Below are 23,752 nucleotides of genomic sequence, written 5' to 3'. Positions count from 1 at the left end.
CCCTATATTATAAAGTCATGAGCCCGGCCGAAGTCCAATCTCGTACCGCGGCGGCCCTGGCGGCCGTCGAGCGTGCTCTGGCCGAGTTGCGCCGCGGCGGCATCGTGGTCCTGCGTGACGATGACGGCGCGGCCGGCCTGGTGATCGCCGCCGAATGCTGTGGGCCACTCGCCCTGCAGCGTCTTCAGGGGCTTGCCCAGGCGGCGCCCGTGCTGGTCACCACCCGGCGCCGGGCCGAGGCGATCGGCATGGAGATCCCGCCGCACATCGCCGGCGGCATGGGCGCCATCAACAAGCCCATCACGCTCGACCTGCCGGCCGGCGTCCCGGTCGACATCATCCTGCGTCCGCACGAGCAGGGGCCGGACGCCGCCCGGCACATTGCCCTGCGCCATTTCTCGCGCCCGGTGGCGAGTCACGCACCGCGCATCGCTGAGACGGCGGTCGAGCTCGCCAAGCTCGGCCGTCTGCTGCCCGCCGTCGTGCTCGGCCCGCTGACGCGCGATGCGGGCCACAAGCGGCGCGACTGGGCGCGCGAGCAGGATCTGGTCTATGTCGATGCGGCCGACGTGCTGGCCTACGAGGAGACGGCGACACGCAACCTGCAGCAGGTGGCGCAGGCCAACGTGCCGCTCGAAGGGGCGGAGAACGCCCGCATCCTCGCCTGGCGGCCGAGCGACGGCGGCAAGGAGCATCTCGCGATCGTGGTGGGCGACATCGATCCCACCGAGCCGGTGCTGGTCCGGCTGCACTCCGAATGCTTCACCGGCGACCTGCTGGCCTCGCTGCGCTGCGACTGCGGCGTGCAGCTTCGCGGCGCCATCGCCCAGATCGCCAAGGAAGGCTCGGGCGTGCTGCTCTACCTCGCGCAGGAAGGCCGCGGCATCGGGCTCGTGAACAAGCTGCGCGCCTACGAACTGCAGGACGATGGCTTCGACACCATCGATGCCAACGAGCAGCTCGGCTTCGACGCCGACGAGCGCATCTATGCGCCGGCCGCGACGATGCTGGCGCGCATGGGCATCAAGCGCGTGCGGCTCATGACCAACAACCCGCAGAAGATCTCCCAGCTCGCCCGGTACGGCATCGAGGTCGTCGAGCGCGTCGCGCACTCTTTTCCGGCCAACGGCCACAACGAGAACTATCTCCGGACCAAGGCGGAGCGGGCAGGCCATCTGCTCTGAGGACGCCGGTTGCAAGGCCATTGGCCGGTCGGACTTTGGAAGGGAGTCTGGCCATGCGCGTCGGCGTGCCGAAGGAAGTCAAGGACCATGAATATCGGGTGGGCCTGGTGCCTTCCTCGGTCGCCGAGCTGGTGCGCCACGGCCACGCCGTCACCGTGGAACGCGGCGCCGGGCAGGGCGCCGGGCTGGAGGATGCGCTCTATCTCGCTGCCGGCGCACGCATTGCCGGATCGGCCGAGGAAGTGTTCGCCGAGGCCGAGCTGATCGTGAAGGTGAAGGAGCCGCTCGAGGCCGAACGCCGGCGGCTGCGGCGCGGACAGGTGCTGTTCACCTATCTTCACCTCGCCCCCGACCCGGCGCAGACCAAGGACCTGCTGCAAAGCGGCGTGACCGCCATCGCCTACGAGACCGTCACCGCGCCGTCGGGCAGCCTGCCGCTGCTCACCCCGATGTCGGAGATCGCCGGTCGCCTGGCGCCGCAGGTGGGCGCCCGCTATCTCGAATGCGAGGAAGGCGGCCGCGGCGTCCTGCTGGGCGGCGTGCCGGGCGTGCCGCCGGCGGAAGTGGTCGTGCTGGGCGGTGGCGTGTCGGGCAGCCATGCCGCGACGATCGCGCTCGGCATGGGCGCCACGGTCACGGTGGTCGATCGCTCCGCCGAGGTCCTGAGGCGCATCGCGGCGCAGTTGCCGGGCGTCCGCACGATCTTCTCGACCCACGACGCGCTGGCCCAGGTCGTGCGCCGCGCCGATCTGCTGGTGGGCGCCGTCCTGGTGCCGGGCGCCGCCGCGCCCAAGCTGGTGACGCGCGAGATGGTCGAGACGATGAAGAACGGCGCCGTCATCGTCGATATCGCCATCGACCAGGGCGGCTGCTGCGAGACCTCGCGTCCGACCACCCATTCCCATCCGACCTTCGTCGAGCGGGGCGTGATCCACTACTGCGTCACCAACATGCCCGGCGCGGTGGCGCGCACCTCGACCTTCGCCCTGAACAACGCGACCCTGCCCTTCGTGCTGGCGCTTGCCGACAAGGGCTGGCGACGGGCGCTCGCCGAGGATCCGCATCTGCGCGACGGCCTCAATGTCCATGACGGCCGCCTCACCTGTCGGCCGGTCGCCGAAGCGCAGGGACTGGCCTTCACCGCGCCCGATCAGCTCGCGGCATGAGCGGCGACCGGATCCTCGCCTTCGACCTCGAGACCGTCGCCGACGTGCGGGCTTTCGCCATCGCGGAGGGACTGGAACGCCATCCCGATTGGGAAGTGCGACGGCAGATGGGCGAGAAAGTCGCGCGACAGATCTTTCAGCGCATTGTCTGCATCGGCTCGCTGGTGGCGCAACGCGGCGACAAGGGTGCGTGGGAACCCGTCCTCCTCGACTCGCCCCACCTTGGGCAAAACTCCGAACAGCAGCTCATCCGGAACTTTGTCGAGCGGGTCGCCGTGCTCGAGCCGCGCCTCGTCACGTTCAACGGCCACGCCTTCGACCTGCCGGTGCTGCGCTATCGCGCGATGATGCACGGCGTTCCCGCTCCCGGCCTCGCCGCACGGCCCTATTTCGATCGGGCCGCCGCCAGCACGGTCGATCTTTGCGATCTTCTTTCGGCGGGGGAACGGCACGCCCGGGTCAGCCTGCAGGAACTGGCGCGCGTGCTGGGCCTGCCGGGCAAGCCGGCCGGCATCGATGGAAGCCGGATCGAGACTTTCGTCAACGAAAGGCGTTTCGTCGAAATCGCGGACTATTGTCGGGCCGATGTGGTCAACACCTATCGTGCCTGGCTGCGCTACGAGCTGTTCTGCGGCCGATTGAGCAAGGAAGCGCATGGCGAAAGCGAGACGATGCTGGACGGTTTCCTGGACGGTCGATCCTGAGCAAGATCGCGGCCCTGGGAGGAGGAAGCACATGTCGAGGATCAATCGCCGTACGTTCGCGACGGCAGGCACCGCTCTCGTCTTCGCGCCCTACATCGCGCGGGCCGACAAGAAATACGACCCGGGCGTGACCGACAAGGAGATCAAGCTCGGCCACACCAACCCCTACTCGGGCCCGCTCTCGGCCTACGGCACGATCGGCAAGGCGATCGCGGCCTACTGGCAGATGGTCAACGACAAGGGCGGCATCAACGGCCGCAAGATCACCTTCATCAGCTACGACGACGGTTTCGTGCCGTCCAAGACGGTCGAGATGGTGCGCAAGCTCGTCGAGTCCGACCAAGTGTTCGCGATCTACCAGCTTCTCGGCACGCCCACCAACACGGTGGTGCAGAAGTACCTGAATCAGAAGAAGGTGCCGCAGCTCTTCGTCGCCACCGGCGCCTCGAAGTGGGGCGATCCCAAGCACTTCCCCTGGACCATGGGCTGGCAGCCCGACTATGCCACCGAAGGGGCGATCTACGCCAAGCACGTCCTCGCCACGCACAAGGACAAGCTCAAGGACGTCAAGATCGGCATCCTCTACCAGAACGACGATTCGGGTAAGGACTACAGCGGCGGCTTCCTCAAGGGGCTCGGCAAGGAGAACGAGCATCTCGTCTCGGCCAAGGTGAGCTACGAGGTCACCGACCCGACCGTCGACAGCCAGATCATCGAGATCAAGAACTCCGGCGCCAATGTCTTCTTCAACGACGGCGCGCCGAAGGCTGCCGCCCAGGCGATCCGCAAGGCCGCCGATCTCGGCTGGAAGCCGGTGCAGTATCTCGCCAACGTCTCGGCGTCGGTCGCCGCCGTGCTGAAGCCGGCCGGGTTCGAGAACAGCAAGGGGATCATCACCGCCGCCTACCTGAAGGACGCGACCGACCCGCAATGGGCCGACTATCCCGACTTCAAGGAATGGCAGGCATGGATGAAGAAGTACCTGCCGGAGGCCAATCCGGCCGACGGTGGCAACGTCTACGCCTATGCCGTGTCGGCCACGATGCAGCACGTGCTGGCCGCGTGCGGCGACGAGCTGACCCGCGCCAATCTCATGAAGCAGGCGGCCAGCATGCGCAATCTCGAGGTGCCCATGCTGCTGCCCGGCATCAAGATCAACACCAGCCCGACCGACTTCTACCCCATCCAGTCGGTGCGGCTGGCCCGCTTCGACGGCGAGAAATGGAGCCTGTTCGGCGACGTGCTGTCGAACGAGAGCAGCTAGCTAGACCGGCGGGAGGCGCACCCAGCCTTCCATCAAACGCCGGGCGGTGCGGCTCAGCAGCACCTTCGTCACGGTCCACTCGCCGCCTGACTCGGCTGCCTCGGCGCCGACGCTGAGCGTGCCCGACGGATGGCCGAAGCGCACGCGGCCGTCCGCACCGACGGGCGCGATGCGGCTCACCACCGTGCCCGGGATCGCCGCAGCCGCCGCGATCGCGACGGCGCCGGTCCCGGTCATGGCATGATGCAGCACCCCCATGGAGAAGATGCGTGCCAGGAGATCGATCGATCCGGCCTCGACCGTGCGGCCGTCGGAGGCCTTGTAGGTCGCGGGCTTCGCCACGAACGAAAGCTTGGGCGTGTGTTGCCGTCTGGCCGTCGCCTCCTCGGGCGTCTTCACCAGCCCCATCGCGACCGCGCCGTGTGCGCGCACCGCCTCGGCGCGACGCAGCAGGTCGCCATTGCCGTTGACCTCGCCCTGCAGCTCGGTCCCCGCGAGCCCGAGCCGCGCGGCGTCGACGAAGATGGTGGGATTGCCGGCGGTGATCATCGTCGCCTCGATGCTGCCGACGCCCGGCACATCGAGCCTGTCGAGCCGGTTGCCGGTCGGGAACATCGCGCCGCCCGCGCCGTCGCCGTCCTCGGCCGCCGGGTCGAGGAACTCGAGCCTCACTTCCGCCGCCGGAAAGGTGACGCCGTCGAGCTCGAACGAGCCCAGCTCCACAACCTCGCCGTCGCGCATCGGCACGTGGCTCACGATCTTCTTCGAGATGTTGGCCTGCCAGATGCGCACCGTCGCCGTGCCGTCGCCCGGCGCTTTCACGAGGCCCGCCGTCAACGCGAAAGGGCCGACGGCGGTGGTGAGGTTGCCGCAATTGCCCGACCAGTCGATCACGGGCTGGTCGATCGCGACCTGGCCGAAAAGGTAGTCGACGTCGCAGTCGGGTCGCGTCGACCTCGACAGGATCACGACCTTGCTGGTGCTGGAGGTGGCGCCGCCCATGCCGTCGGTATGCTTGCCGTAACGGTCGGGACTGCCGATCACGCGCAGCAGCAGCCGCTCGCGCGCCGCCGGATCGGCCGGCAGATCGTCCTTCAGGAAGAACACGCCTTTGCTGGTGCCGCCGCGCATGTAGACGGCCGGGATGCGGAGCTGGGTCATCATTCTCAACTCGACAGAGTGCGTACGTAAGTATCGGCAGCGCCGGCAAGCTTGTGAAGGTCACAGCGGCCGTCGGCGAGATCACAGCATCGTCGCGACGGCGGCGGCTATATCCACAGCGATGCCTATGGACCTTCCTCCGCTCGACGCGCCTCCTGCGTCGCGCGACCGCCATCGCCCACAGCGATCGCTCCTCCGCAACGCCCTCCGACTCGTGCTGGCGCTCGCCTACCTGCTGGGGCTCGTGATCGTCGTGAAGCTCGTGGGCAAGGTCCTAAACATGCCCTGACGTCGCCGCCTGCGACAAAGCTGGGGCCGCCGCACATCGCTCACGAATGTCACCGCGTCTGCGATATCGAGCCCGGCAGGGACGCGATCGTTCCGCCGGGGAGCGGAACCGTCGCGCGGTGTGGAGGGGTTGATGGGTGAGGTGCCAGGCCAGTGGGAGCCTGTGAAGCCTCGGCTGCGGGTGATCGAGACGCGGGCGGCGGAGGTCGTTCCAGCCGCCGTCCCGCTCTCGCGCGAGGAGCGGGTATGCCTCTGGCTGCTGAGACTTCTGCTGCCGGTCATCCTCGGCCTGTGCTGCCAGCTCATCTTCTGGATGTGGTTCAACGACGTCTACGGCCCGAACGGCTGGAGCATCGTGGGCGGCGTGATCCTCGTGTTCGTGGCGGCGCCGGTCGCCCTGTGGACCTGGTATAGCTGGCTGCCGCAGGAGTAGCCTTCCGAACCGCTCTCTGCTGATATCTGCCCGACAACGTGACACGGGCAGGAAACGGCAATGAAAATCCGCACCGCAGCAGATATCGCCGAGATCGAGAAGGTACCGGTGGCGGACCGCATCCGGCATCGCAACGTCCTCGACCTGGTGCGGGCCGCCGGCGCGGAACATGCCGCCCGCATCGCCATCCGCTATCTCGCCGGCACCGGCCCTTCCGACCCGGTGCGCGACGTCACCTTCGAGGCGCTGCTGCGGCACACCTTGCAGGCCGCCAATCTTCTGCACGCCGAGGGGATCGGCCCCGACGATACGGTGACCCTCCTGCTGCCGAGCGTGCCCGAGACCTTCTTCGCGCTGTGGGGTGCGGAGGTCGCCGCGGTCGCCAACCCGGTGAACTATTTCCTCGATGCCTCGCAGATCGCGGGCATCATGAAGGAGGCGGGCGCGAAGGCGCTGATCGCGGCCGACCCGTCGCTCTTTGCCGACATCTGGCCCAAGGTCGAGGCGATCCGCGCCGCCATGCCCGGCCTCAGGGTGTTCCGCGTCGGCGGCGGCAACAGCCCGCCGGTTCCGGGGGTCATCGAGTTCGAAGCGGCCTGTGCCCGACAGCCCGGCGACAGGCCGATCGCGCCGAGGACGCTCGCTCGCGACACAGTGGCGGCGCTGTTCCATACCGGCGGCACCACCGGCCTGCCCAAGCTCGCCCGGCACACGCACGGCGCGCTGACGCTCGCCGCCTGGAGCAACGCGCTTTTCTTCGATCTCGGACCGGGCGCGGTGCTCCTCAATCCGCTGCCGCAGTTCCATGTCGGCGGCTCGATCTTCGGCGCGCTCTCGGCCATCGCCAGCGGCTGGACGGTGGTGATCCCCACCCCTCTCGGCGCGCGCAATCCCAACGTGGTGCGCGACTACTGGGGCATCGTCGAGCGCAACAGGGTGACGGTGGGCGGCGCCGTGCCGACGACGCTCGCCGCGATCATGAACGTGCCGCGCGAGGGCCACGACCTCTCCTCGCTCGCCTGCTTCGTGACCGGCGGCTCGACCGTGCCGATCGAGCTGATCCGTCGCATCGAGCGCGAGATCGGCGTGCCGGTCGTCGAGGGTTACGGCATGACCGAGGTGCACTGCTACTCGACCATGAACCCGCCGCACGGCGAGCGCCGGCCGGGCTCGGTCGGGCTGCGCCTGCCCTACACCGAGGTGCGCATCGCCGACGTGGCGCCCGACGGCACGATCCGCCGCGACTGCGCGCCGGGCGAGATCGGCCATGTGCTGATGCGCGGCCCGCAGGTGACGCCGGGCTATCTCAATCCGCATCACGACAAAGGGGCGATGCTGGCCGACGGCTGGCTCGATTCGGGCGACCTCGGCCGGCTCGACGCGGAGGGCTATGTCTGGCTCACCGGCCGCTCGAAGGATCTCATCATCCGCGGCGGCCACAACATCGATCCGGTGGTGATCGAGGAGGCGCTCAGCCGCCATCCCGCCGTCGAGACCGCCGCCGCCGTCGGCCTGCCCGACACCTATGCCGGCGAGCTGCCGATGGCCTTCGTGCAGCTCAAGCCCGACGCCGCCGCGACGCCCGACGAGCTGCGCGAGTTCTGCCGCAAGGAGATCCCCGAACGCGCCGCCGTCCCGGTGCAGGTCGTGCCGATCCCGGTCATGCCCGTGACCGGCGTCGGCAAGATCTTCAAGCCGGCGCTCAGGCTCGAGGCGGCGCAGCGCGCCTTCGACGCGGCGCTGGCGCCGCTCAGGGCGGAGAGCGTGAAGGCCGAGGTCGCGGTGCGCAACGACGCGACCTACGGGACGCTCGCCGAGGTGCGGATCGATGACGAGGGCAAGCTTTCAAGGGAAGCGATCGGCAAGCGCTGCGCCGATCTGCTCGGTGGATTTCAGATCAGGTACGCGCTGGAATTCTGAGCTACCGTACGCCGTCAATCAGTCGGGACAGGAGAAAGACCATGGCGCTCGTTCTCACCAGCAACAGCTTCAAGGACGGCGAGATGCTCGCCAAGGAACACATCCTGTCCGCCAAGTACGGCTTCGGCACCGACGGAGGCAACAAGTCCCCGCATCTTGCCTGGACGGGCGCGCCGGCGGCCACGAAGAGTTTCGCGGTCACCTGCTTCGATCCGGATGCGCCGACCGGCTCGGGCTTCTGGCACTGGGTGGTCGTGAACATCCCGGCCGGCACGACGGAGCTCGGGCTCGACGCCGGCAATCTCGAGGCCGGCCTGCTGCCCAAGGGCGCGCTCCAGACGCGCACCGATCTCGGCGCAACGGGCTATATCGGTCCCGCCCCGCCGCCGGGCCATGGCCCGCATCGCTACGTCTTCACGGTCTTCGCCGTGAAAGAGGAGACCTTGCCCGTGAACGCCGATACTTCCGCTGCGGTCGTCGGCTTCAACCTGCACTTCAATACGCTCGAAAAGGCGACGCTGACGGGCAAGTACCAGCGGTAGGGGCAGCTCGGTGAGAGTTGCCGGGCGGGTTCCAGATCCGGCACGTGGCGGCGTCCCGATTTCGAAGGCGCGCGCCACGCTCCGGATTGACCCTACTTTTCATCGGTTTCTCATCGGGCGAGAAGCCTCCGATGCCGATGGTACCGGCCTTTCAGGCCGGTTTTTCGCTTCACCGCCTCACCCCGTTCGTGGAGTAATACGATACCGCGAAGGAGGGTTTGCGAGATATGCGCCATCTTCAATGGACGCATGGGCGGTCGACCCTAGGATTCCACCCGCCTTGAACGGGGGAAACGGATGGCCGAGCGGACGAACGTGCTGATTGCCGGGGCGGGGCCGGTCGGGCTCACGCTGGCGAACGAGCTGACACGCTACGGCATCGCCATCCGCATCGTCGACACGGCGGCGCAGCGGACCGACAAGTCGAAGGCGCTGGTGCTGTGGAGCCGCACGCTGGAGCTGTTCGACCAGGCGGGCTACGTCGCCGCCTTCCTGTCGGCCGGCATGCCGGCGCACGGCGCCGTGATCTCGAACGGCAAGGAGACCATCGCGCGGATCGAGCTCGACGGCATCGAGAGCCGCTATCCCTACGCGCTGATGATCCCCCAGAGCGAGACCGAACGGATCCTCGAGGAGCGTCTCGAACGGCAGGGCGTCAGGGTCGAACGTACGGTGGCGCTGGAGAAGTTCACCGATCTCGGCCCGAAGATCGAGGCGGTGGTGCGGCGCGCCAACGGTGTGAGCGAGGAGATCGGCGCCGACTGGCTGATCGGCTGCGACGGCGCGCATTCGACGGTGCGGCACGGTCTCGGGCTCCCCTTCGAGGGCACGACCGAGCCCAGCGACTGGTATCTGGCCGACGGCCACATCTCCGGCCTCGAGCCGCAGGATCATCTGCACATCATCTGGCACAAGGACGGCATCCTGGCCTTGTTCCCCATCACCGCCGGGCGCTGGCGCGTGGTCGCCGATCTCGGACCGGCCCAGGGTGATGGCCATCATCCCGATCCGACCCTGGAGGAAGTCCAGGCGCTGATGGCGGCGCGCGGCTCGAAGGCCATCCTCGAGGATCCGTACTGGCTCGCCTCGTTCCGCATCAACGAACGCAAGGTGTCGCGCTACGGCCAGGGGCGCGTGTTCCTGGCGGGCGATGCGGCGCACATCCACAGCCCGGCCGGCGGCCAGGGCATGAACACCGGCATGCAGGACGCCTTCAATCTCGCCTGGAAGCTCGACCTCGTGATCGGCGGCACGTGCAAGCCCGCCCTGCTCGACAGCTATTCGATCGAGCGCAGCGCGGTGGGCGACATGGTGCTGCGCAATGCCGGCCGCATGACCGAAGCGGCCGTCATGCGCAACCCGATCGCGCAAGGCCTGCGCAATGCCGTGGCGAAGTTCGCCCTGGGCTTCCCGCAGCTCCAGCACCGCGCCGCCAACACGCTGGCCGAGCTCGACATCGCCTATCCCGACAGCCCTCTGACGGTGAACGGCGCGCATCGTCCGAAGGGACGGAGGGCGGGCGAGCGCTGGCCGGAGAAGCTGCCGGCGCCGAAGGACAAGGCGCGCTTCATCGCCCTCGGTCCCGGCGCTGTCGTCACCGATCTCGCGTCGAGGTTTCCACGACTGGTGCAGGCCGCGCCCGAGGGCGGCGAGGATCTCCGACTCATCCGTCCCGATGGCTATGTCGGCTTCGCCGGCACCGGCTCGGACCGCGACGGCGCCGTCGCCTACCTCGAGGCGCTCGTCGCGAAATAGAACGGAAACAATATTGATAGTAACACTGCCGTGTCATCCCAAGCGCAACGAGGGATGACACGTAAATGGTCGAAGCGCCCAGGATGACGGCCGCGGTGCGACCGTCACTCCGCCGCGATCTTCATCGGCTGCTCGCCGAGCGCTTCGAGCACCTTCGGCGGGGACATCGGCAGGCTGTAGAAGCGCTTGCCGAGGGCGTCGTGGACCGCGTTCGAGACGGCCGCGAGCGGCGGCACGATCGGCACCTCGCCGACACCGCGCACACCCTGCGGATGCTTGGGGTTCGGCACCTCGACGATCACCGTGTCGAGCATCGGCAGATCGGAAGTGACGGGCATGCGGTAGTCGAGGAAGCCCGGATTATCAAGCCGGCCATTCTTGTCGTAGATGTACTCCTCGCTCAGCGCCCAGCCGACGCCCTGCGCCACGCCGCCCTGCATCTGGCCCTCGACATAGCCCGGATGGATGGCGCGGCCGACATCCTGGATCGAGGTGTAGCGGATCACGCGCACGATGCCGAGATCGGGATCGACCTCGACGTCGCAGATGTGGGTGGCGAAGCCGCCCTCGGCGCCCGTCGTGTTGAGCTGCGTGCCGGCGCCGATCGGGCCGCCGGTGGCGTTGGCCTGGGCGCCTAGCTGGGCGAGCGTCAGCGGCTCGAACCTGCCGGCATTGTCGCCGGCCGGACGGGCGGCGCCGTTCTCCCATTCCACCGCCTCGGGATCGATCTTCCAGATCCTGGCGGCGCGTTCCTTGAGCGTCGTGATCACGCGCTCGGTCGACTGCGTCACCACCATCGCCGAAGCATAGGTGACGCGGCTGCCGCCGGTGAGATTGCTGAAGCCGATCACGCTGGTGTCGCCGATCAGCACCGACACTTTGCGGTAGTCGATACCCAGAAGCTCGGCCACGATGTTCGCGGTCGAGGCGCGCGAGCCGCCGATGTCGGGATGGCCGGTGATCACGACCACCGTGCCGTCCTCGTTGATGTTCACCTGCGCGCTCGATTCGCCGCCGGCATTGAACCAGTAGCCGCTGGCCACGCCGCGGCCGTAGAGCCGGCCGTTCCTCGCCGCGGGCAGCGGCGTCTTGTAGTGCGGATGGCCGATCGCCGCTTCGAGCGTCTCGACATAGCCGATGCGCGGCAGCACGGGGCCGTACGCCAGCTTCGTGCCCTGCCGCGCCGCGTTCTTCAGCCGAAGCTGCAGCGGGTCCATCTTCAGCGCCTCGGCGATCTCGTCCAGCACGCACTCGGCGGCATAGGCGCCGAGCGGCGCGCCGGGGGCGCGATAGGCCGCGACCTTGGAGCGGTTGGAGACGACGTCGTAGCCGACCGAATGGACGTTCGGGATGTTGTAGGGCGCGAAAGCGCAGCCCGCGGCGCCGCGGATCGGCGAGCCGGGCAGCGCGCCGGCCTGCAGGCAGAAGGTGCCCTGCGCGGCGACGATCGTGCCGTCCTTCCTGGCGCCGATCTTCACCTTGCTGAAGGAACCCGAGGTCGGCCCGGAGGCGCGGAACACCTCCTCGCGCGTCATCACCATCTTCACCGGCCGGCCCGACTTGCGCGACAGGATCAGCGCCAGCGGCTCGAGATAGATGATGGTCTTGCCGCCGAAGCCGCCGCCGATCTCGGCCGGAATGGCGCGGATGTCGTTCTGCGGCAGGCCCGTGAGATGGGCGCACATGGCGCGGACCATGAACTGGCCCTGGCTCGAGCTCCAGATCGTGGCCTTGCCGTCGGAGACGCTGACCAGGCAGGCATGCGGCTCGATATAGCCCTGATGCACGGGCTTGGTGCGGAACGTCCGCTCGATGATGACATCCGCCTCGGCGAAGCCCTTCTCGACGTCGCCCAGCTTGTGCTCGAGCCTGCCGGCGATGTTGGAGGGCTTGCCCTCGAACGTGATGAACTCGTGCAGGATCGGCGCGTCGGGCTTCATCGCCTCCTCGACGTCGATCACCCAGGGCAGCACCTCGTAGTCGACCTCGATCAGCTTGCAGGCCTCGGCCGCGATCTTCTCCGTGGTGGCCGCGACGGCCGCGACCGGATGGCCGGCGAACAGCGCCTTCTCGCGCGCCATGACGTTGCGGCACATCCACCGCATGTCCTGGATGCCCAGCATCACCGACTTGTCGATCGGGAAGTCGACGACATCCTTCGCCGTCACCACCGCCTTCACGCCCGGCAGCGCCTCGGCCCTGGACGTGTCGATCGAGCGGATGCGGGCGTGCGGATGCGGGCTGCGCAGCACCTTGCCCCAGATCATGCCGGGCATGGTCGTGTCGGCGGCGTAGGCGGCGCGGCCGGTGACCTTCTCCGCCCCGTCGGGCCGGACGGTGCGCTCGCCGATCCACTTGTTGTCGACCTTTTCGCCGATCGGGCGTTCCGAGACTGGAGCGTTCATCGCACGGCCTCCCTCATGTCCTTCGCCGTTTCCATCACCGCCCGCACGATCTTGTCGTAGCCGGTGCAGCGGCAGAGATTGCCCGCGAGCCAGAAGCGGACCTCGTGCTCGCTGGGGTCGGGGTTGCGGTCGAGCAGCGACTTGGCCGCCATCAGCACGCCCGGCGTGCAGATGCCGCACTGGAGCGCCGCCATCTCGAGAAACTTGGTCTGCAGCGGATGCAGCCGGTCGCCCTGGGCAAGACCCTCGATGGTGCCGATGCTCTTGCCCTCGGCTTCGGCCGCCAGCATCAAGCAGGAGCAGACCAGCCGGCCATCGACCGTCACGCTGCAGGCGCCGCAGTCGCCCGAGGCGCAGCCCTCCTTGCTGCCGGTGAGGCCGAGCGGCCCGCGCAGCACGTCGAGCAGGCTCTGCTCGGCGTCGCACAGGAACTCCTGCGGCTCGCCGTTGATGGTCGTCGAAACGTGCAGCTTGGCCATGGTCAGTTTCTCCCCGCGCGCTCGGCAGCGATGATGGCGGCGCGCTTGAAGAGCACGCCCGCGATCTGGGTGCGGTAGGCGATGGTGCCGCGCTTGTCGTCGATCGGCCGGCAGGCGGCGCGGCAGGCGGCGGCCCCTTTGTCGAGCGCCGCGGCATCGAGCTTCGAGCCGATCAGCGCCCTGGCCGCCTCCTCGACCAGCAGAACGGTCGGCGCGACGGCGCCCAGGCCTACGCGCGCCGCCGTGCAGGTGCCGTTGCCGAGCGTCAGGCTGACCCCGCAGCCGACCACGGCGATATCCATCTCGGTGCGCGGGATCATGCGCAGATAGGCATCGCCCGATCCTTTCGGCCGGGGCGGCAGGGTGAAGCTCACGACGATCTCGCCGGCTGTGAGGTTGGTGCGGCCCGGCCCGGCGGGCACCGCTTCGACCGGCAACTGGCGCCGCCCGTTCGGCCCCTGCACGGTGACGATGGCATTGGCCGCCACCATCGCCGGCACGCTGTCGCCCGCAGGCGAGGCGTTGCAGAGATTGCCGCCGGTCGTGGCGCGCCCCTGGATCTGGGTCGAGCCGATCAGGTTCGCGGCCTCGATCACACCGGGCCAGACCTTCTTCAGCCTGGGATGCTCGCGCAGCACCGCGCCCGGCACGGCCGCGCCGATCCGGAAGCTGCCGTCGGGGCCTTCCTCGACGCTCGTCATCTCGGCGATCTTCTTGATGTCGACGATCAGGCCAGGGCGGACCGCGCCCGAGCGCATCTGCACCAGGAGATCGGTGCCGCCGGCCAGGATCCTGGCGCCCGAGGCCGCCGCGAAGGCGCGCACCGCTTCGTCGAGCGTACCGGGCGCCACGTATTGAACATCCGTCATTGCTGGCTGAGTCCTTTCCTGTCCCTCGTGCCGCTCGAGCAGGCAGTCTTTCCGGCGGGGGACCGGTCGGCCTTGTGTGCGGCCGGCATATTCATTGGCCAAAGCGTAGGACATCGGCTTGGCCCACAGCAAGAGGGCTGCCGTGCACGAGGCGTTTTGCTGTGCGCGCGGACTGCCGAACAGGCCGCGATGCTACTCCGCCGGCGCGGTAGCGGACCGCAAAAGCGCGTCGGCCCGCTCGCCCTGGAAGACCAGCCAGGCGAACAGCAGCATGCTGGCCAGCACGACAAGCGAGCCACCGGCGGCGAGGGGTTCGCCGCTATCATGGCCGGTGGTCACGAGACCCACGCCGACGGCCTGGACGACGGTGCCGACGATCCACAGCCAGACCTGCGTCATCGCCGCCCTGCTGCGCTCGAGCGAGGCGCGCAGGCGATAATAGATGCCGAACAGAAAGAGCGAGACCCAGCCCAGCAGATTGAGATGGGCATGCGCCGGCATGGCCGAGTGATCGTCCGAGATCGCCATGACGAGTCCCCAGATCATGCCGGCGATCACGAACAGGACCGCCGCCTGGAAGCTGAGCGACGAGGCTTTCATTGTTTTTCCTCCCTGCCGGACGCTTGTCGCCCGAGTTGGGGACTATGTCTACGCTGCTTGTGACAAAGTGGCACCCACGTCACATGGCCCGCGAATGTCACAGCGGCTGGCGTACAGATTGCAGAGCGTCTGATGCGAATGCACTGGGTGTGGGAATGTCCTGTGGGAACGGGGCGTCCGATTGGGAACGGGGTCATTCGATGACAGAATTTTCAAGCCCTGGGATGGCCGTGGAAACACGTCTCCGAGCGAGCGAAGGGCCGACCGAGTTCGCCCGCGACGAACGTCTCTGGACATGGCTGCTGCGGCTCGTCCTGCCGGTCGTTCTCGGCCTGTGCGTGCAGCTCGTCTCGTGGATGTGGTTCAACAACGTCTACGGACTCGATGCCTGGAGCATCGCCGGCGGCATCCTGCTCGCCTTCGTCGCCGTGCCGGTGGCGATCTGGACCTGGCACAGCTGGCTTCCGCTCGACCGCGAGATTCCGGCGACACCGAGTGCGCGGCGTCTTCAGTTGCGCCACGTCGTGCTGGTGCTGATGGCGTTCGCGGCGGTCGCCGGCTATGCCAGCCTGAATGCCGGCGGCCACGGGCCGCACGACAACGTGCAGTTGTCGTCGAACGCCTGAAGCGTCAGATCCGACGCCACAGGGGATAAGTGGCGGCCAGCGCCGCGAGGCCGAGCGCGCCGGTGATGGCCGTGGCGCTCGGCGCGCCGATCCGGTCCGCGAGCCATCCCAGCCAGACGAAGCCGATCGGACCGGTGCCGATGCAGACGCTGAGGACGCCGAGAACGCGCGAGCGCATCTCGGCGGGCGCCGCGAGATAGACGATCGTCGCCTGAAGCGTCGCGAAGCCCGCGCCGCCGAAGCCGGTCACCAGCAGCGCCGCGCCGGCGAGCATGGGCTCGGGCGCCAGCGCGAACACGATCAGCGCCACCATGTAGCAGGCCACGCCGCCGACATAGGCATGCGCATACCAGCGTGGCGTCAACAGAAGGGCGAGCAACAGCGCGCCCAGGAAGGCGCCGACGCCGTCGAGGCTCGCCAGGATGCCCACGCCTTCCGGTCCCAGCGCGAGCTGATCGCGCCCGATCACCGGAATCATGCTGGTGAACGGCCAGGCGAAGAGATTGTAGATCACCGTCACCGCCATGGTGGCGGCGAGGCGCTTGTCGGCCAGCACGATCGCGAAGCCTTCCAGCGTGCGGGCAAGCACCGCCTCCGCGCCCGGCGCCGGCGGGATGCGCGCCCGCACGGCGAGGCAGGCCGCGATGGCGGTGACATACATGACGACGCTCAGCAGGAAGGCGCCCTCGATGCCGATGCTCGCCAGCAGGAGTCCGCCCACGGTTGGGCCGATCATGCGGCTTGCATTGCTGGCGCCCACATCGAGCGACATCGCCCAGCTCATCTGCTCGCGGCCGACCACCTCGCCGATCATCATGCGGCGCAACGGATTGTCGGTCGCCCAGCCGCAGCCGTTGACGAAGCTTGCGACCGCCAGATGCCAGACCTCGAGCCGCCCCAGCGCAGCGACCACGGCGAGCATGGCCGAGGTCGCCGCCATCAGCACCACGACGCCGACCAGCGTGAGCCGGCGGTCGAACCGCTCGGCGAGCGCTCCGACGAAGCCGCCGAACAGGCCCATCGGCAGCAAGCGCAGCATGGTCATCATGGCGACCAGGAAGGGCGAGCCGGTGAGCTGATAGACGATGATGCCGACCGCGATCGTCTCCAGCCAGCGCACCGTGAACACGATCAGGCCGACATACCAGAGCCGCCAGAAATCCGCCGGCCTGGCATGCATCCGCTGGAACGGCCGCGCGGTGTCCCCGGCCTCGGTCACGACGGCAGCCTTTCCATCCCTCGCATTCTTCTCCGCACCGGACCTTATCCCGAATCGGGCGGGCGACGGTATCGGGCCGCGGCGCCGGTCGCGGGCCGGCTTCACACTGCGAGATTGAAGGCGATGGAGATGCGCTCGGCCGTGCCGTGATAGGGCCGCACCTGGTGCACCAGCCAGGCCGGAAAGATCACCATCCGGCCGGCCTTGGGCTGAACCTTCTCGGTGGCGCCTGCCGTGAGCCCGCCCGACATCCTGAGGTGCGGCGCGTTCATGACCGGCAGCGGGCCGCGCGGATCCATGAATTCGAGCTCGCCGCCCAGCGACGGGTCGGCGCCGATGCCGCCGTCATCGACGTAGTAGACGCCGGACCAGAAGGCGCCGGGATGCGAGTGGAATTCGTTGCGATGACCGCTGCGGTTGACGTTCGCCCACATGCTGCCGAGCCACGTGACCGCGAAGTAGCCGGGATAAGGGCCGTTGCCCGTCCTGCCTTCGTTGTCCGTGGTCATGCGGTTGGCGACGTTGCGGGCATAGGACAGCAGCTTGATGGCCGGCGCGCCGCCCCAGCGATCCATGTCGAGGCTCGACTGCCAGCCGCCGATGTTCGACTTCCGGGTGCTGGCCTGGTCCTTCTCGCGCCGCTCGATGGCGGCGCGCAGCTCACGGTTGAGCGCGGCGGCATCCGGCACATCGAAGATCACGAGCGGCGTGGCGAAGAGCGGGACGATCTGGGGATTGGCACTCATACTCATACTCGCACTCGTACTCGTACTTCAGGCGCTGCTTTATACGCGAAGCAGCAAAGTCATGTCCGACGGAAAGTCAGGCCAGCCATGCCTATTCGGCACTCGCGGTCACGTGCTTGTGAATCGTCGACGCTCTGCAAGTCGCAGGCCGGCACCGTCACGGGGCGCAGCGGCACGCCTATTTCGCGGGTGCTGCCGTCGCCTCCGACTCGCCCAGCCACGACGGCCACAGTCCCTTGCGGGCCTGGCGCGAGATCGCCTCGAAGTGCGCATAGCGCGCGCTGGCCTCGCCGTCCCACGGCAACGCCGCGCCGAGCCCGACGCCGTAGGCGAACCCGTCCTCGAGCAGGCGCAAGGCGATGTCGTGCGGGGCGGCCGGCGTGCCGAGCGGCATCTCCGCCGTGATCGTGCACTGCGCCACGAGCCGGCACTGATCGTCCCAGGCGGCGATCTTGCAAGCGATGCGATGCTCGCCCGCCGTCAGCAGGTCCTCGAGGGCCGATCGCGCCTGCATGCCGGGCACCGTCTCCGCCTCTTCGGCGTCGCGCAGCCGCGGCGCGCGAATGCCCCACAACCGGATCGCCGGCTTGAGCCCCGCACCGGTCAGCGTGTCACCGTCGACGGCATAAGCCTGGCCCTCCCAGGTCTTGGGCAGCGTACCGCATGCCTTCGGACGATCCTGCGCGGCGGCGGGCAGGACCAGCGACAGGAGGGCCATGATCGGGAGGATCGATCTCATGGCCGCGCCCCTATTCCGCCGCGATCGGCGCCCGCAGCTTCGCCGTCTCGGCTTGATCCACCTTGAAGTCGTCCGTCAGCGCAACGCCATAGAGCTCGCGCGCCTTGTCGACGGAAACCAGGCCCCTCTCGACATCGGCTGCCACCTTCTCGACCGGACGTTTCTTCGGATCGCCATAACCGCCGCCGCCCGGCATGGAGATGCGCAGCCGCTCGCCCATGGGAATGCTCGAATGCGACTTTGGCGGCAGGCTCTTGCCCGACGAGACGAGCTCCACCCTGCCGGCAGCGCCGGGCTGACCGCCCAGCCGGCCGCGCGGCGGATAGACGACGCGCTCGAAGGTCGCCGAGATGCCGAACGGCATGCCCTCGACGCTGGCGATCTCCATCACCTGGCCGAGCCCGCCGCGGTGCTCGCCGGCGCCGCCGGAGTCCTGGCGGAACTCCTTCTTCCAGATCACGACCGGCGCCAGCGTTTCCGTCACCTCGACCGGCACGTTGCGCACGCCGGACGGGAAAGCGGTCGCGCTGAGACCGTCGGCGCGCGGCCGTGCGCCAGTGCCGCCGGAATGGAAGGAGGTGATGTTGAAGGGCGTCGCCTTCGCGAGCACCGCGGGATCTCCCTCGACGCGGCCGGGACCGCCCATCAGGCGAAGGTTCCACAGGCCGGACGTCCCTTCGGCCGGCACGCTGTCGGGCAGCGCCTGGATCAGGCAGCCGAACACGACATCGGGGAGGAGATGGCCGATCGTGCTGCGCGCGGCGACCGGCGCCGGATGCCTTGCATTCAGGATGCAGCCTTCGGGCGCCGTGGTGCGGATGGTGGCGAGCGAGCCGGCATTGTTCGGCACACGGGGCGCGATGATGCATTTCACGCCGAACGAGGTGTAGGCCTCGGTGTAGCAGAGCGGCACGTTCAGCCCCTGGGCGACAACGCCCGGCGACCCCGCATAGTCGACATCGATGCCGTCGGGCCCCACCGTGAGCTGGGCCCTGAGCGTCATTGGCTTGCCGTCGAAGCCGTCGACCGTCATCTCGTTGCGATAGGTGCCGGGCGTGAGACGGGCAATGGCGGCGAGGCTGGCGGCGCGCGAATGGTCGAGGATGTGCCGCGCGAGATCGTCGAGATGCTCGAGCTCGAACTCGTCCATCATGGCGATCAGGCGGCGGCCGCCGATCTCGTTGCTGGCGATCAGGGAATAGATGTCGCCGATCACCTGAACGGGCTCGCGGACGTTGGCGGCGATGAGATCGATCAGCCAGCGATTCACCTCGCCCCGGTCGACGATCTTGGTGATCGGGATATAGAGGCCCTCCTCGTAGACCTGCTTGGCGGCGCCCATGATGCCGCGGCCGCCGATATCGACCACGTGCAGCGTGTCGGCGAACAGGCCGACCGCCTTGCCATGGCGGAAGGTGGGGGTGACGATCACGATGTCGTTGAGATGGCCCGTGCCCTGCCAGGGATCGTTGAGGACGAAGACGTCGCCTTCGGCCATTCGTTCGAGCGGGATCTTGGCGAGCACATGATCCACGCTCCTGGCCATGGAATTCACATGGCCCGGCGTGCCGGTGACGGCCTGCGCCAGCATGCGGCCCCGCGTGTCGTAGACGCCCGCCGACAGGTCTCCGGCCTCGCGCGTCGGCGTGCCGAAGGCGGTGCGCACCAGGGTCTGCGCCTGCTCCTCGACGACCGAGATCAGGCGGTCCCACATGAGCTGGTTCGCGATGCGGCTCAGCGGATGGTTCGGTCTCATGCCTGCAGCCTACGCCTGCCGGCGAGGGCAGCAAGCCTTAGCCGGCGGGTCGTTTTGCGGTAAAGAGACCCAGCTTTTCGAGGAATGCCCGAATGACGCTGCCAGTGCCCACACTCGACCACGTCGTGATCAACGCGCGCGACGACATGGACCGTGCCGCCGACGTCTATCGGCGGCTGGGCTTCCTGCTGACCGAGCGCGGCTATCATTCGCTGGGATCGATGAACCATCTCGCGATGTTCGGCACCGACTATCTCGAGCTGATCGCGGTCCCGAAGGGCGCGACCTCCGGCCGCCTCGATCTGCTGGACTATTCCCTTGGCCTGAACGGCCTGGTGTTCGGCTCCGAGGATTCGGCGGCCACCTACGGCGCGCTCAGCAAGGCGGGCGTTCCGGTCGAGCCGCCGGTCGAGTTCACGCGTCCGGTCAAATATGACGGCGGCCAGGGCGACGCCCGCTTCCGCACCGTGCGCATGAAGGCCGGGGTCGTGCCCTATGGCCGCGTCTACTACTGCCATCATTTCACCCGCGCTCTCGTATGGCGCGACGAGTGGCGGCACCATCCGAACGGAACCGTGGCCGTGGCGCGGGCGCTGATCGTCGAGCCCGATCCGGCGAAGGGCGCCAGGCTCTATGCCGACATGTTCGGACCGGAGGCGGTGCGCGACATCGAGGGTGGCAAGACCATCGTGATCGGCAATTCGCGCTTCGACATCCTGACGGAAGCCGCGCTCGGCGAGCAGTTCGGCGACGCCGTGCCCGATCCCGAAGGCCGGCCGGCCTACATGGCCGGCCTCACGTTCCGCACCAGCTCGCTCGACAAGGCGGCGCGGGCCTTGCGGGAGGGCAAGATCGGCGGCGTGAGGCAGAGCAAGGACCGCATCGTCGTCCCGGCGAAGGAAGCCGTGAACGCCGTGCTCGAGTTCGTCGAGTAGGACGATGACAGCGATCAGGTGGAACAACCAGGGTGATGCGATCGCGCGCGATGTTTCCGGCGACAGCCTGGCGCTGATCGACGCCGGCGGCGACGGCGGCGAGCGCCGCTACAGCTATGACGAACTCTTGCGCCTGAGCGGCGCTGTCGCGCGCGGGCTCCTGAAGCGCGGCCTGCAGCGCGGCGACCGGGTGGCGATCCTGTCGGCCAACCGCGCCGAGTTCCTGCTCACCTTCCTCGGCACCATGCAGGCCGGCCTGGTTTCGGTGCCGGTGAACTGGAAGCTGCCGGCCGAGACCGTGGCCTATATCGTCGGCGATTGCGATGCCCGGCTGGTGATCGGCGACGACGCGCGCCTCGGGCTGGCGCCCGCGAGCATTCCCAGGCTCTCCTTCGACCAGGACCTTGCCGCGCTGCTCGACCGAGGCCCGTTCGAGGCTGTCGCCGTGAGGCCGGAAGAGCCCGCGATGTTCCTCTACACCTCGGGCTCGACCGGCCGGCCCAAGGGCGTGGTGCTGTCGCACTATTCGCACCTCTGGGCGATGGCGCAGCGGCCGCGGCGGCCCGGACCGGCCGGCGCGCGGGCGCTGGTCGCGGCGCCGCTCTATCACATGAACGGCCTCGCCATGTGCCAGACCACCTTCAGCCACGGCGACACCGTGGTGCTGCTGCCCCAGTTCACCCCCCGCAGCTACGTCGAGGCCGCCGCCAGGCATCGCGTCGCCTTCCTCACCTCCGTGCCGACCATGATCGCCATGATCCTGCGCGAGAAGGAGTTGCTGGCGACCAACGATCTGTCGGCCGTCGAGGCGGTGCGCATGGGCTCGGCACCGATCACCCAGTCGCTGGTCGACCAAGTGCGCGCGGCCTTCCCCAAGGCGCAGATCGGCAACGGCTACGGCACCACCGAGGCCGGCCCGGTCGTGTTCGGCCCTCACCCCGGCGGCATTCCCCAGCCCGACCTCTCGACCGGCTATCCGCATCCGGCGGTCGCGTTGCGCCTGGTGCGCGACGGCAAGGAGGTGAAGGGTGACGATCCCGAAGGCGGCGTGCTCGAGATGAAGTGCGGTGCGCTGATGACGCACTATCACAAGCTCCCCGAGGCCACCGCCCGGGCGATGACGCCGGACGGGTTCTACCGCACCGGCGACGTCTTTCGCCGCGACGAAAACGGCTTTTTCTATTTCGTGGGCCGCGCCGACGACATGTTCGTGTGCGGCGGTGAGAACATCTATCCCGGCGAGGTCGAGAAGATGCTGGAGCGCCATCCCGGCATCCATCAGGCGGCGGTGCTGCCGGTTCCGGACGAGCTCAAGGGCCACAAGCCGGTCGCCTTCATCGTACGCGCCAACGGGGCCGACCTCGATGAGCAGGCGGTGAAGGGCTATGCGCTCGCCAATGCGCCGGCCTACCAGCACCCCAGGCAGGTGTTCTTCGTCGACGAGATGCCGCTTGCCGGCACCAACAAGATCGACAAGCGTGCGCTTGCCAGGCAGATCCCACCCTCAGGAGACCAGCAGAAATGAGAGCAGCCGTCGTCCGCGAGCATGGCGGGCCCGATCGCCTGAATTTCGAGTCCAGCTTCCCCGATCCCACGCCCGGCGAAGGCGATGTGATCGTGGCGGTGAAAGCCTCGTCGCTCAACTACCACGACGTCTTCACGCGCCGCGGCATGCCCGGCATCAAGGTGCCGATGCCCGCCATCATGGGCCTCGATGTCGCGGGCGAGATCGCCGAGGTCGGAGCGGGCGTCACCGGCTGGAAGAAGGGCGACCGCGTGCTGGTCGATCCGATCAACCGCGTCGAGGGCGGGCTGATGGGCGAGACGGTGCATGGCGGCCTGGCCGAGCTCTGCCGGGCCCGTGCCCATCAGCTCATCCGCATTCCCGATGGCGTGAGCTTCGCCGATGCCGCGGCGCTGCCCGTCGCCTACGGCACGGCGCTGCGCATGATGGTCACCAACGGCCATGTCGCCAAGGGCGAGAAGGTCCTGATCCTGGGCGCGTCGGGCGGCGTCGGCGTCTGCTGCCTGCAGCTCGCCAAGCTGGCCGGCGCCGAGGTGATCGCCTGCGCCGGCACGGACGCGAAGGCGAGGCGGCTCGCCGAGCTGGGCGCCGACAGGACCATCAACTACACGACGCACGACTTCCAGGACGAGATCTACAAGCTCTACGGCAAGCCCACGCGGCGCGGCGGCGGCACCGACCGCGGCGTCGATGTGGTGGTGAACTACACCGGCGGCGACACCTGGGTGAAGTCGATGAAGGTGCTGAAGGTCGGCGGCCGGCTGCTGACCTGCGGCGCCACCGCGGGCTTCGACCCCAAGGAGGACATCCGCTTCATCTGGACCTTCGAGCTCAAGGTGCTGGGCTCCAACGGCTGGATGAGGAGCGACATAGAGAAGCTCCTGGAGCTGGTGCAGAGCGGCAAGCTCAAGGTGCTGGTCGACAAGGTCTTCAGGCTCGAGGAGGCGCGCGAGGCCCTGCGCGTGATCGAGGATCGCGAGGTGTTCGGCAAGATCGTGGTGGCGCCGTGAGCGAGGCCCAGCAGCCGCTGTCGGGCGAGGAGATGCAGGCGATGCTCGACCGCTCGCCGTTCATCTCCTTCCTCGGCCTCAGGATCACCGAGGCCGATGCGGCCCGCGAGCAGGTCACCATGGTCTGCGACATGCGGCCGGAATTCGAGCGCGGCAAGGGCACCGGCCAGTGGCACGGCGGCCCGATCGCCGCCATCATCGACACGGTGGGCGACTATGCGCTGGTCATGGCGCTCGGGCGCGGCCTGCCCACCGTCAATTTCCGGGTCGACTATCTGCGGCCGGCGGTCAAGACCAGGTTGATCACGACGGCCCGGGTGCGCCGGGCCGGCAAGAGCGTGGGCGTGGTCGATGTCGATGTCTTCAACGAGCAAAAGGCGCTGGTCGCCGTAGGTCGCGCAACTTATTCCACCCTTCCGGGGTAAC

The 23,752-nt window shown here is 68.3% G+C and carries 23 protein-coding genes; 14 read left to right on the top strand and 9 right to left on the bottom strand.

Annotation, left to right across the window (positions count from 1 at the left end; genetic code table 11):
• The first annotated feature begins 17 nt into the window (after positions 1 to 17).
• The 4 genes from ribA to OJF58_RS11200 are packed head-to-tail and all read left to right on the top strand — an operon-like array spanning position 18 to position 4,318.
• On the top strand, positions 18 to 1,184 hold the full coding sequence (ribA, locus tag OJF58_RS11215; protein ID WP_300784315.1) for a GTP cyclohydrolase II: 1,167 nt from the start codon (positions 18 to 20) through the stop codon (positions 1,182 to 1,184).
• A 53-nt stretch (positions 1,185 to 1,237) separates the two neighbouring features.
• The gene (ald, locus tag OJF58_RS11210) at positions 1,238 to 2,350 is read left to right on the top strand and encodes an alanine dehydrogenase (RefSeq protein WP_300784314.1); all 1,113 of its coding nucleotides are present in this window, start codon (positions 1,238 to 1,240) and stop codon (positions 2,348 to 2,350) included.
• Entirely contained in the window at positions 2,347 to 3,054 is a 708-nt protein-coding gene (locus OJF58_RS11205) for a ribonuclease H-like domain-containing protein (protein ID WP_300784312.1), read from the top strand. The genes ald and OJF58_RS11205 overlap by 4 nt, the downstream gene beginning before the upstream one ends.
• A gap of 31 nt (positions 3,055 to 3,085) precedes the next feature.
• A complete protein-coding gene (locus OJF58_RS11200; RefSeq protein ID WP_300784310.1) occupies positions 3,086 to 4,318 on the top strand; it encodes an ABC transporter substrate-binding protein in 1,233 nt (410 codons plus the stop codon).
• Here OJF58_RS11200 and prpF read toward each other — a convergent pair whose 3' ends face one another.
• Complete coding sequence (gene prpF / locus OJF58_RS11195; protein WP_300784308.1) at positions 4,319 to 5,482, bottom strand: 2-methylaconitate cis-trans isomerase PrpF; 1,164 nt, start codon at positions 5,480 to 5,482, stop codon at positions 4,319 to 4,321.
• Between the two features lie 124 nt (positions 5,483 to 5,606).
• On the opposite strand from prpF, the gene OJF58_RS11190 reads away from it, so the two are divergent.
• The 5 genes from OJF58_RS11190 (at position 5,607) to OJF58_RS11170 (ending at position 10,417) form a co-directional block, all read left to right on the top strand.
• Positions 5,607 to 5,768, top strand: a complete 162-nt coding sequence (locus OJF58_RS11190) for a hypothetical protein (protein ID WP_300784306.1) — start codon at positions 5,607 to 5,609, stop codon at positions 5,766 to 5,768.
• 132 nt (positions 5,769 to 5,900) lie between these two features.
• Positions 5,901 to 6,200 (top strand): hypothetical protein, encoded by a 300-nt coding sequence (locus OJF58_RS11185; protein ID WP_300784305.1) that lies wholly within the window; start codon positions 5,901 to 5,903, stop codon positions 6,198 to 6,200.
• A gap of 60 nt (positions 6,201 to 6,260) precedes the next feature.
• Positions 6,261 to 8,120 (top strand): acyl-CoA synthetase, encoded by a 1,860-nt coding sequence (locus OJF58_RS11180; protein WP_300784303.1) that lies wholly within the window; start codon positions 6,261 to 6,263, stop codon positions 8,118 to 8,120.
• Positions 8,121 to 8,161: 41 nt separating this feature from the next.
• On the top strand, positions 8,162 to 8,662 hold the full coding sequence (locus OJF58_RS11175; protein ID WP_300784301.1) for a YbhB/YbcL family Raf kinase inhibitor-like protein: 501 nt from the start codon (positions 8,162 to 8,164) through the stop codon (positions 8,660 to 8,662).
• 297 nt (positions 8,663 to 8,959) lie between these two features.
• A complete protein-coding gene (locus OJF58_RS11170) occupies positions 8,960 to 10,417 on the top strand; it encodes an FAD-dependent monooxygenase (RefSeq protein WP_300784300.1) in 1,458 nt (485 codons plus the stop codon).
• Positions 10,418 to 10,521: 104 nt separating this feature from the next.
• Here the strand turns inward: OJF58_RS11170 and OJF58_RS11165 are convergent, their stop codons facing one another.
• The 4 genes from OJF58_RS11165 to OJF58_RS11150 all read right to left on the bottom strand — a co-directional run bounded on the left by OJF58_RS11165 (position 10,522) and on the right by OJF58_RS11150 (position 14,770).
• Positions 10,522 to 12,822, bottom strand: a complete 2,301-nt coding sequence (locus OJF58_RS11165) for a xanthine dehydrogenase family protein molybdopterin-binding subunit (protein WP_300784298.1) — start codon at positions 12,820 to 12,822, stop codon at positions 10,522 to 10,524.
• Positions 12,819 to 13,301: a (2Fe-2S)-binding protein gene (locus OJF58_RS11160; protein WP_300784296.1), complete on the bottom strand. Its 483-nt coding sequence runs from the start codon at positions 13,299 to 13,301 to the stop codon at positions 12,819 to 12,821. Before OJF58_RS11160 ends, OJF58_RS11165 begins: the two co-directional genes overlap by 4 nt.
• A 2-nt stretch (positions 13,302 to 13,303) precedes the next feature.
• Positions 13,304 to 14,170 carry a xanthine dehydrogenase family protein subunit M gene (locus OJF58_RS11155; protein ID WP_300784295.1) on the bottom strand — a complete coding sequence of 289 codons (867 nt, stop codon included), beginning with the start codon at positions 14,168 to 14,170 and terminating at the stop codon, positions 13,304 to 13,306.
• Between the two features lie 192 nt (positions 14,171 to 14,362).
• Entirely contained in the window at positions 14,363 to 14,770 is a 408-nt protein-coding gene (locus OJF58_RS11150) for a hypothetical protein (protein ID WP_300784293.1), read from the bottom strand.
• Positions 14,771 to 15,000: 230 nt separating this feature from the next.
• Between OJF58_RS11150 and OJF58_RS11145 the strand changes: the two genes are divergently transcribed.
• A complete protein-coding gene (locus tag OJF58_RS11145) occupies positions 15,001 to 15,396 on the top strand; it encodes a hypothetical protein (RefSeq protein WP_300784292.1) in 396 nt (131 codons plus the stop codon).
• Positions 15,397 to 15,400: 4 nt separating this feature from the next.
• Here the strand turns inward: OJF58_RS11145 and OJF58_RS11140 are convergent, their stop codons facing one another.
• From OJF58_RS11140 to OJF58_RS11125, 4 genes are all read right to left on the bottom strand, one after another.
• Entirely contained in the window at positions 15,401 to 16,615 is a 1,215-nt protein-coding gene (locus OJF58_RS11140; RefSeq protein WP_300784290.1) for an MFS transporter, read from the bottom strand.
• Between the two features lie 101 nt (positions 16,616 to 16,716).
• Entirely contained in the window at positions 16,717 to 17,361 is a 645-nt protein-coding gene (locus tag OJF58_RS11135) for a 2OG-Fe(II) oxygenase family protein (RefSeq protein ID WP_300784289.1), read from the bottom strand.
• 178 nt (positions 17,362 to 17,539) lie between these two features.
• The gene (locus tag OJF58_RS11130; protein ID WP_300784287.1) at positions 17,540 to 18,100 is read right to left on the bottom strand and encodes a thermonuclease family protein; all 561 of its coding nucleotides are present in this window, start codon (positions 18,098 to 18,100) and stop codon (positions 17,540 to 17,542) included.
• Positions 18,101 to 18,110: 10 nt separating this feature from the next.
• Positions 18,111 to 19,856 (bottom strand): hydantoinase B/oxoprolinase family protein, encoded by a 1,746-nt coding sequence (locus OJF58_RS11125; protein WP_300784286.1) that lies wholly within the window; start codon positions 19,854 to 19,856, stop codon positions 18,111 to 18,113.
• A gap of 92 nt (positions 19,857 to 19,948) precedes the next feature.
• On the opposite strand from OJF58_RS11125, the gene OJF58_RS11120 reads away from it, so the two are divergent.
• The 4 genes from OJF58_RS11120 to OJF58_RS11105 are packed head-to-tail and all read left to right on the top strand — an operon-like array spanning position 19,949 to position 23,751.
• Positions 19,949 to 20,791: a VOC family protein gene (locus tag OJF58_RS11120; protein WP_300784284.1), complete on the top strand. Its 843-nt coding sequence runs from the start codon at positions 19,949 to 19,951 to the stop codon at positions 20,789 to 20,791.
• 4 nt (positions 20,792 to 20,795) lie between these two features.
• Positions 20,796 to 22,316, top strand: coding sequence for a class I adenylate-forming enzyme family protein (locus tag OJF58_RS11115; RefSeq protein WP_300784282.1), 1,521 nt, complete (start codon positions 20,796 to 20,798; stop codon positions 22,314 to 22,316).
• A complete protein-coding gene (locus OJF58_RS11110; RefSeq protein WP_300784281.1) occupies positions 22,313 to 23,326 on the top strand; it encodes a zinc-binding dehydrogenase in 1,014 nt (337 codons plus the stop codon). The genes OJF58_RS11115 and OJF58_RS11110 overlap by 4 nt, the downstream gene beginning before the upstream one ends.
• Positions 23,323 to 23,751, top strand: coding sequence for a PaaI family thioesterase (locus tag OJF58_RS11105; protein WP_300784279.1), 429 nt, complete (start codon positions 23,323 to 23,325; stop codon positions 23,749 to 23,751). The genes OJF58_RS11110 and OJF58_RS11105 overlap by 4 nt, the downstream gene beginning before the upstream one ends.
• Position 23,752: the final 1 nt, after the last annotated feature.

Origin of the sequence: Enhydrobacter sp. (genome assembly GCF_030246845.1) — a bacterium.
In the GTDB taxonomy this organism is placed as follows: domain Bacteria; phylum Pseudomonadota; class Alphaproteobacteria; order Reyranellales; family Reyranellaceae; genus Reyranella.
This window is presented reverse-complemented; position numbering and strand designations above follow the sequence as displayed.

Excerpts from the sequence above, each read along its gene's own strand:
- ribA (WP_300784315.1), top strand. The coding sequence starts at position 18 with ATGAGCCCGGCCGAAGTCCAATCTCGTACCGCGGCGGCCCTGGCGGCC.
- ald (WP_300784314.1), top strand. The coding sequence starts at position 1,238 with ATGCGCGTCGGCGTGCCGAAGGAAGTCAAGGACCATGAATATCGGGTG.
- OJF58_RS11205 (WP_300784312.1), top strand. The coding sequence starts at position 2,347 with ATGAGCGGCGACCGGATCCTCGCCTTCGACCTCGAGACCGTCGCCGAC.
- OJF58_RS11200 (WP_300784310.1), top strand. The coding sequence starts at position 3,086 with ATGTCGAGGATCAATCGCCGTACGTTCGCGACGGCAGGCACCGCTCTC.
- prpF (WP_300784308.1), bottom strand. The coding sequence starts at position 5,482 with ATGATGACCCAGCTCCGCATCCCGGCCGTCTACATGCGCGGCGGCACC.
- OJF58_RS11190 (WP_300784306.1), top strand. The coding sequence starts at position 5,607 with ATGGACCTTCCTCCGCTCGACGCGCCTCCTGCGTCGCGCGACCGCCAT.
- OJF58_RS11185 (WP_300784305.1), top strand. The coding sequence starts at position 5,901 with ATGGGTGAGGTGCCAGGCCAGTGGGAGCCTGTGAAGCCTCGGCTGCGG.
- OJF58_RS11180 (WP_300784303.1), top strand. The coding sequence starts at position 6,261 with ATGAAAATCCGCACCGCAGCAGATATCGCCGAGATCGAGAAGGTACCG.
- OJF58_RS11175 (WP_300784301.1), top strand. The coding sequence starts at position 8,162 with ATGGCGCTCGTTCTCACCAGCAACAGCTTCAAGGACGGCGAGATGCTC.
- OJF58_RS11170 (WP_300784300.1), top strand. The coding sequence starts at position 8,960 with ATGGCCGAGCGGACGAACGTGCTGATTGCCGGGGCGGGGCCGGTCGGG.
- OJF58_RS11165 (WP_300784298.1), bottom strand. The coding sequence starts at position 12,822 with ATGAACGCTCCAGTCTCGGAACGCCCGATCGGCGAAAAGGTCGACAAC.
- OJF58_RS11160 (WP_300784296.1), bottom strand. The coding sequence starts at position 13,301 with ATGGCCAAGCTGCACGTTTCGACGACCATCAACGGCGAGCCGCAGGAG.
- OJF58_RS11155 (WP_300784295.1), bottom strand. The coding sequence starts at position 14,170 with ATGACGGATGTTCAATACGTGGCGCCCGGTACGCTCGACGAAGCGGTG.
- OJF58_RS11150 (WP_300784293.1), bottom strand. The coding sequence starts at position 14,770 with ATGAAAGCCTCGTCGCTCAGCTTCCAGGCGGCGGTCCTGTTCGTGATC.
- OJF58_RS11135 (WP_300784289.1), bottom strand. The coding sequence starts at position 17,361 with ATGAGTGCCAATCCCCAGATCGTCCCGCTCTTCGCCACGCCGCTCGTG.
- OJF58_RS11130 (WP_300784287.1), bottom strand. The coding sequence starts at position 18,100 with ATGAGATCGATCCTCCCGATCATGGCCCTCCTGTCGCTGGTCCTGCCC.
- OJF58_RS11125 (WP_300784286.1), bottom strand. The coding sequence starts at position 19,856 with ATGAGACCGAACCATCCGCTGAGCCGCATCGCGAACCAGCTCATGTGG.
- OJF58_RS11120 (WP_300784284.1), top strand. The coding sequence starts at position 19,949 with ATGACGCTGCCAGTGCCCACACTCGACCACGTCGTGATCAACGCGCGC.
- OJF58_RS11115 (WP_300784282.1), top strand. The coding sequence starts at position 20,796 with ATGACAGCGATCAGGTGGAACAACCAGGGTGATGCGATCGCGCGCGAT.
- OJF58_RS11110 (WP_300784281.1), top strand. The coding sequence starts at position 22,313 with ATGAGAGCAGCCGTCGTCCGCGAGCATGGCGGGCCCGATCGCCTGAAT.